Here is a 6,357-nt window from a genome sequence, read left to right as displayed (position 1 = left end):
CTAGCCCACATTCGATTTCGGTTTGCAGCGCCCTCCGCTGAACCTCATCGGACTATTCTCGCGGCAACCCGCCTTCTGCTGCCGCCTCTCGCTCTTGAGATAGGCCGCCCGGCCCAGCGTCCGCCGTCACGCCTGCTTGCCGAGCGCAGCGGCGTTAGCGCTGAACCAAGTTCCTCGCAGTCCGATCTTGGGATTGCCGGTGCGTTACAGCCTGATAGCTCGGCTCAGGGTAAATAAGGGGCAGCGCGGATGCCGATCAGGTGGACTGACCTCGCGGACGCAGGCTCGCCGGAGGCGCTCGTCAAACGCATCCTACAGGCCGAGCCAGCTCCCGGTGCCCGTGCCGATCCAAGAACTGTGCGCGCGCCTCGGCATTCTCAGGATCGATGACCTCGACACCGACGAGTTCGAGGGGGGCCTCGTGACCGACGCGAAGCGGTCCGAGGGCACCATCCTCGTCAAGCGCGGGGGCGAACCGCGTCGCCGCTTCACCATTGCGCACGAACTCGGCCATTTCCTGATAGCGCACCACGTCCCGGATCAGGCCGGCCGGTTCCTGTGTAAGAGTTCTGACATGCTCCGCCTCACAGCGAGGGAGGGTGATCGGCGGCAGCGTAGGGAGGTCGAGGCCAACCGCTTCGCCACCCTCATGCTGATGCCCCCGCACCTGCTGCGGGGAGCCATGGCGGCCTTCCGTGAGCCCGATCTGCAGCACGTTCTTGTGCTCGCGCGCGACTTCGCGGTCAGCAAGGAGGCGGCGGCTCGGGCCTACGTGCAGCACCACCCTGAGCAGATCGCCATCGTCGTGACCGGCAACGGCCGGGTGCAGCGGTGCTACCGCAGCCTCTCCTTCCCGGCCATCATCTGCGGGGTCGGCAGCCCAGTTCCGGCACGCTCGCATTATCACAGCAGTCCGCATCGACCGAAGGTGGCGAGCAACATCGCCGCGTGCAGTCCCGATCTCTGGATAGATGTGAAGCGCGACCTCCGCGCGCCGTCCCTCTACGAGCAGGTGTACCTCCAGCAGAACGGTTTCGCGATGATCCTGCTGCGTCTGGAAGCCGTCCCGGAGGAAAGCGCGGAGGAGCGCAGGCTGGATGAAGGCTGGCGTCACCGCTTCCACTCGCGGCGACGTTAGGCAAGACTCAGCGGGCGTTACGGGGCTGATCTGGCGCACCCCTATGGGCAGTAGAGGGGCATGGAGGGCTGCAGATGGCATATACCTACGACTATCTGCGAATGCTCCTCAATCAGGCTGCGGCAGAGGAAGCGTTCCTCGACCGTGTCGGCTGCGCCGAGAACGCCAAGCCGAACGAAACGGCTACCATGCCTGCAACGTCTCCTGCCGTGTCGTTGATGATCACGAACCGTCAACGAACGGAGCTGCGGGACCTTGGCTTTTCCGACGAAGCCATTCGGCAGATGACGCCCGCCGAGGCCCACGAGCATCTCGGCCTCACCTAAGCTCGTCCCTAATCGCAAGATCAGCGGTCCACGCTCTTGAGATAGGCCGCCCGACCCAGCGTCCGCCGTCGCGCCTGCTTGCCGAGCGCAGCCACGATTTCAGCCTCGCCGATGTCTTCGGGATCGTAGGGGCCGCCATGCCACGTCAGCATCGCCTTATGCTCCCGATGGCGCGGATGAGTCATCGCTCGGACGAACTCCTCATAGCCCGGCACCCCACCAACATCCTCGGGCGGCGCACGTCGCGCACCGGATAGGAAGCGGGGATACTCCTTCGCCGGATCAGCCGCCTCCAGGGCCTCAATAGCGATCTCATGACGCCAGTCGTCGCCGAAGTCGTAGGTGTAGCCGAATCGCTCGATCCCGCGCTCGATCAAGGTGGCGAGGTAAATCGCCTTCTCCGAGCGAAGCGGCCGCAGGCCATCCCACTCCGGGTCGGGCGCGCCGTAGCGCTCCTCACCTACTTCGAAGAGGTGGAGGTGGTAGCCCTCCCAGCCGAAGGCCGCCTGGATGACGTCGTGTAGGGCCTTGAGCGTCGCATTGAGGGGCACCTCGACCTGCCGCCAGATGGCTGGCTCGATGCCTTCCAACGTGATGCGCAGCCGAGCGATCTGCTCGGTCCTGACCAACTCAGTCATGGTGCTCGCCCACAGCGGAGGTTGCTCTGACTGATTGATCCTTCGATCCTCACATCGGATCAACCGACTGGGGCTGGCTCAGTCTCGGGCCTCCAAGCTGGTGCCCCCGTGAATGCCCGGCCGCCGAACCACGCCCTCCGCCGAAGGAAACGCTTGCCGGCACCGTCGAGCAAGGTTGTTGAGGGCCAGGTCACCAGCATTCCAACAATGCGAGCCATCCGATATCAACCGCTAGGCGGCTAGGTAGGCGCTCGACCAACCGTACCCCGAACCGTCCGGCGGAGATCCCTTTCAAGATGAGCTTCCGCTACCTCGGTTCCAAGGCAAGAGTGATCGACCGAATCGTACCTCACTTGGGTCAACCGACGGGGGGGCATTTGTCGATGCATTCTGCGGAACGGGCGTGGTCGCCCAGGCTGCCGCTGAGAGCGGCTGGCCCATCAGGCTAAACGATCAGCTGGTCTCGGCTACCACCCTTGCTGCTGCCCGGCTGACCAGCGCCAGGGAAGCCTCCTTTGCTGCCCTCGGGGGATACAGAAAAGCTCTGGCCCGGCTGAATCTTGAAGAGCTGGCGAGCGGCTTTATACACTGAGAATACAGCCCCGCCTCAAGGCAAACCCTCCCCATTGAGCGCCGATATTTCACTGAGGAGAACGCATCAAAGATCGACGTGATAAGATCAAGAATAGGATTTTGGAAAGCGCGTGGGCTCATCGATGAAGCCGAAACCCGCCTGCTCGTTGCTGATCTGCTCGTTGCCGCAAATCGGGTTGCGAATACGGCGGGAACCTACGGATGCTTTCTCAGGCACTGGAGTCAAAGAGCAGCCCAACCATTAGAGTTGCGAGAACGGAAACTCCGTTCCGAACCATGCATCAAGGCAATCACCAACGTCGACGCTTCCCAGATTTTGACCTCGCGCCGAGACCTTGCGTACTTCGATCCTCCCTACACAAAGCGGCAATATGTAGCTTATTACCATGTGTTAGAAACCATTACGCTCTGGGATGAACCGGCCGTATCAGGAAAGACTGGCCTCCAACCCTGGAAGTCCCTTGCGTCTGACTTCTGTTATGAGTCTCGAGCCTTGGCTGCACTTCGTAAGCTTGTTGCAAGCTCTGGGGCGGGCAGAATAATTCTCTCCTACAGCGATGTTGGGCATGTTACAGTCGGCGACATACGGACGGTCATCGGCGAATTCGGGCGCTTCGAATCCCTTAATCTCGAGAGTATTGGGCGGCATAGCTCGCAGCGGACGTCGCCCGGATCTCGCTCCCTATTCAACGAATACCTGTTCGTCATTGAACCGTACACGACACAAGCTGAGGCTGTTCATCTAAGGTGCGCATAAATGGGAGCTGAAACTGCGGAGCGAACACTTCTCCAAAAGGCTGAACTCGTTATTCACAAATTCTGCGTCTCGCACCTCCACGCATGGCAGGAGGCGCGGCTTCAGTTGTTGGAGGCCGCTGCGGCTCGGTTCGGTGGTTTCGACTTGTCAGATTTCCGGCAAGCGTTCGCCCTTAAGCCGCTTGGTAAGGAATCCCTCCTGTCGGTCGCAGCTGACGAACTCGCTGGCCTGCCCCCATTCGGTGGCCCAGGCTTGAAGTTAGTGCATCGTCGGTCGTGTGACGATGGCGGGGCGAGCGGACGGCGCTGAGCCGCTCGGCCCTGCCGGCCAGATGACGACCTCTGGTGCGGGCGGCTGGTAGCCCAACGACGAGTGCGGGCGGATGCTGTTGTAGTGTGTCCGCCACTGCTCGATCACGACGCTGGCCTCCTTGAGGGTGTGGAACACCTCGCCGTTGAGGCGTTCATCCCGCAGCTTCGCGTTGAAGCTCTCGCAATACCCGTTTTCCCATGGACTGCCCGGCTCGATGTAGGCGGTCTGCGAGCCAACCGCTGCGATCCAGTCCTGGACAGCTTTCGCGATGAACTCTGGGCCATTGTCTGACCGAATATGCCCCGGCACGCCGCGCAGGCTGAACAAATCCGAGAGGACGTCGATCACGTCGTGCGCCTTCAGCTTGCGTGATACACGGATGGCCATGCACTCACGAGTGAACTCATCGATCACGTTCAGCATCCGGTACTTGCGGCCGTTATGCGTGCGATGTTCGACGAAGTCGTAAGACCAGACGTGGTCGGGTCGCTCCGGCCGTCGGCGCACGCACGAGCCGTCGTTGAGCCAGAGGCGGGCTCGCTTCGGCTGTCGCGCTGGGACCTTGAGACCCTCCCGCCGCCAGATCCGTTCAACCCGCTTCACGTTGACCGTCCAGCCATCGCGCCGGAGCAACGCCGTGATCCGACGGTAGCCGTAACCGCCGTACTGGAGGGCCAACGCGATGATCGCAGCCGTCAGGGCGGCTTCGTCCTCGACCAAGACAGCGCATTTGCGCTGTGTCGAACGATGCTGGCCCAGAACACGGCAGGCGAAGCGTTCCGATACACCGTGCTCAGCCACGACGTGATCGACACAAGCCCGGCGGCGAGCCGGGCTCAGAAGCTTCCCGAAGCCGCCTCCTTCAGGATGAGCTTCTCCAACGTCAGATCGGAGATCGCCCGACGCAGACGCAGATTCTCCATCTCCAGAACCTTCAGCCGCTTAACCTGATCACCCTTCAAGCCGCCGTACTCGGATCGCCAGCGGTAATACGTGACCTCAGTTACCTCAATGGCTCGGATTGCTTCAGCCACCTTCCGGCCTTGAGAGACCAAGACATCGACCTGACGCAGCTTTGCGACGATCTCTTCCGCCGTATGCTTCTTCCGTCCCATGAAAACGTCCTCCACATGGCTCAAAGCCATACCTCAGGGAGGACCACTTTTCAGGGGGCAGGCCATTGAAACATGCAACTAGGCGCTCTCGACCCGAGGGCGTCAAACGCGCATTCTGGTGGATGTTCATCCGGTCGCTCCGAGATCGCTGAAGCCTCGCAACTCCAGCGTCCTCGGTTCAGGCCGGATGGACAACCTCCTGAAAGCTCACAACTAGGCTCCAAATTGTTGCAGTGAGACAAGAAGCAACAATTAAGCTCTTGTATAGGAGCAAATGCGTGGCCCTCACTGTATCAAAAGTAGGCTCCAAATGCCTCCGTAATCGTACCCTCGGTGACATTGGCATGCTTTTTGAACTTTTCACCCTCACTAGGCAAAATAAAATTCTCAACATTAATTTGATCGGTGAAGTACGGAAGATTAGCCCACCTGCGACCCATTACGCCGAAGAAGAGCTGCAAGCATCCACCGACATATATCGCGTCCTTTTTACAGCTGTCTCGGATGTGAATTCCAAGAGGCATGGCATAGGACCCGCAGGCTAGGAGCGCGATGTCGAAGTCTAGGGCGCTGATCTCTTCGGCCATACGTGCCGCCGTCACATTCCAGCTTTCATCGGGATACATCTCCCGCGGTAAGCCAGAGTAAGTGACAGGCGTTTCATAAGTTAGGAGGTCAAATTCAGGATACTCGAAGCCCTTGAAAAATTTGCGACGCTTGCTCCACTGGCTCTGAAGACTCTCACCGAAGGGAGAGACAACAAGAACCTTCTTGCCAGGCAGCACCTCTGCAAACAGTCGGAACAGAGTGTGTTCGTTAGAAATTATCCTTTCGACAAAATCGTATGGATGGAAGACGACTTGGTCGCGACCGCGAAACAGGTCATCAAAGAAGTATCTGTAGGCTTGAATGGTCTGCTCGTTCTTTGACAGATACTCCTTCGCCATTCGGTTAGGAAAATACAGGGTAAGAAGGTTTTGCTCCCCTACAAACATCTCATCTGATTTCTGATAGCACTCCGCGAGGACATCAACGTACTTAAAATAATCCAGATAGGGATCACTGTTGAACGAATAAAATCCGTTGAATTCCCTGACGTATTTGATGCTGTATTCGGTACCCTCGCCGTGCGTATGATTGTTCCAGTTGCACAGCGTTGCGTGTGTGTCCGTTCCGCCAATCCGCGAAATGTAGTGCGGCTGTGTAGACAACAGCATGCTCTTGCAGCGGTCATAGGTCTCCGCCTCAGACATTATTGTGACTATCACTTTCAAGCGTCCTCTGAGTGGAGCCCGTTTTCACGAGGCGATTTATTGCCCGATCGCCTAAAAAGGCCTGATATGCCTCAAACCGCATGGGGGCAGCCAGCCGCGATCGATAGATAGGGCTGGCCGGCACCCATCACGTCAAATTCCGCTTCGCCAGGGTATCCTCCCAGGCGAGCGCCTGGGCGACGATGGCGTCGAGGTCGTCGTGT

Annotated in this window: 6 protein-coding genes; 3 read left to right on the top strand and 3 right to left on the bottom strand. The window is 59.4% G+C overall.

Going from position 1 to position 6,357, the window contains the following annotated elements; genetic code table 11:
* Positions 1-334: 334 nt before the first annotated feature.
* Complete coding sequence (locus E4V01_RS25005; protein ID WP_245517710.1) at positions 335-1,138, top strand: ImmA/IrrE family metallo-endopeptidase; 804 nt, start codon at positions 335-337, stop codon at positions 1,136-1,138.
* Positions 1,139-1,212: 74 nt separating this feature from the next.
* Positions 1,213-1,464: a hypothetical protein gene (locus E4V01_RS25000; RefSeq protein ID WP_135300248.1), complete on the top strand. Its 252-nt coding sequence runs from the start codon at positions 1,213-1,215 to the stop codon at positions 1,462-1,464.
* 20 nt (positions 1,465-1,484) lie between these two features.
* Here E4V01_RS25000 and E4V01_RS24995 read toward each other — a convergent pair whose 3' ends face one another.
* Positions 1,485-2,102: a plasmid pRiA4b ORF-3 family protein gene (locus tag E4V01_RS24995; RefSeq protein ID WP_245517709.1), complete on the bottom strand. Its 618-nt coding sequence runs from the start codon at positions 2,100-2,102 to the stop codon at positions 1,485-1,487.
* Between the two features lie 625 nt (positions 2,103-2,727).
* Here E4V01_RS24995 and E4V01_RS26795 point away from each other — a divergent pair.
* Positions 2,728-3,453, top strand: a complete 726-nt coding sequence (locus tag E4V01_RS26795) for a DNA adenine methylase (RefSeq protein ID WP_135300249.1) — start codon at positions 2,728-2,730, stop codon at positions 3,451-3,453.
* Positions 3,454-3,711: 258 nt separating this feature from the next.
* Here E4V01_RS26795 and E4V01_RS24985 read toward each other — a convergent pair.
* Together E4V01_RS24985 and E4V01_RS24980 are read right to left on the bottom strand one after the other, a co-directional pair.
* Positions 3,712-4,880 (bottom strand): IS3 family transposase gene (locus tag E4V01_RS24985; RefSeq protein WP_135300246.1). Its coding sequence is split into 2 segments (ribosomal slippage): positions 3,712-4,616 and positions 4,616-4,880, totalling 1,170 coding nucleotides; the frame shifts between segments, so codons are not numbered across the junction.
* 293 nt (positions 4,881-5,173) lie between these two features.
* Entirely contained in the window at positions 5,174-6,133 is a 960-nt protein-coding gene (locus tag E4V01_RS24980) for a hypothetical protein (RefSeq protein ID WP_135300245.1), read from the bottom strand.
* Positions 6,134-6,357 lie beyond the last annotated feature (224 nt).

Source organism: Methylorubrum sp. Q1 (assembly GCF_004683995.1).
Classification (GTDB): Bacteria; Pseudomonadota; Alphaproteobacteria; order Rhizobiales; family Beijerinckiaceae; genus Methylobacterium.
Note: the sequence above shows the minus strand (reverse complement) of the source record. Positions and strands in the feature narration are given on the sequence as shown.

Bases quoted from the DNA above. Each gene is read 5' to 3' on its own strand.
- E4V01_RS25000 (WP_135300248.1), top strand. From the start codon at position 1,213: ATGGCATATACCTACGACTATCTGCGAATGCTCCTCAATCAGGCTGCG.
- E4V01_RS24995 (WP_245517709.1), bottom strand. From the start codon at position 2,102: ATGACTGAGTTGGTCAGGACCGAGCAGATCGCTCGGCTGCGCATCACG.
- E4V01_RS24980 (WP_135300245.1), bottom strand. From the start codon at position 6,133: ATGTCTGAGGCGGAGACCTATGACCGCTGCAAGAGCATGCTGTTGTCT.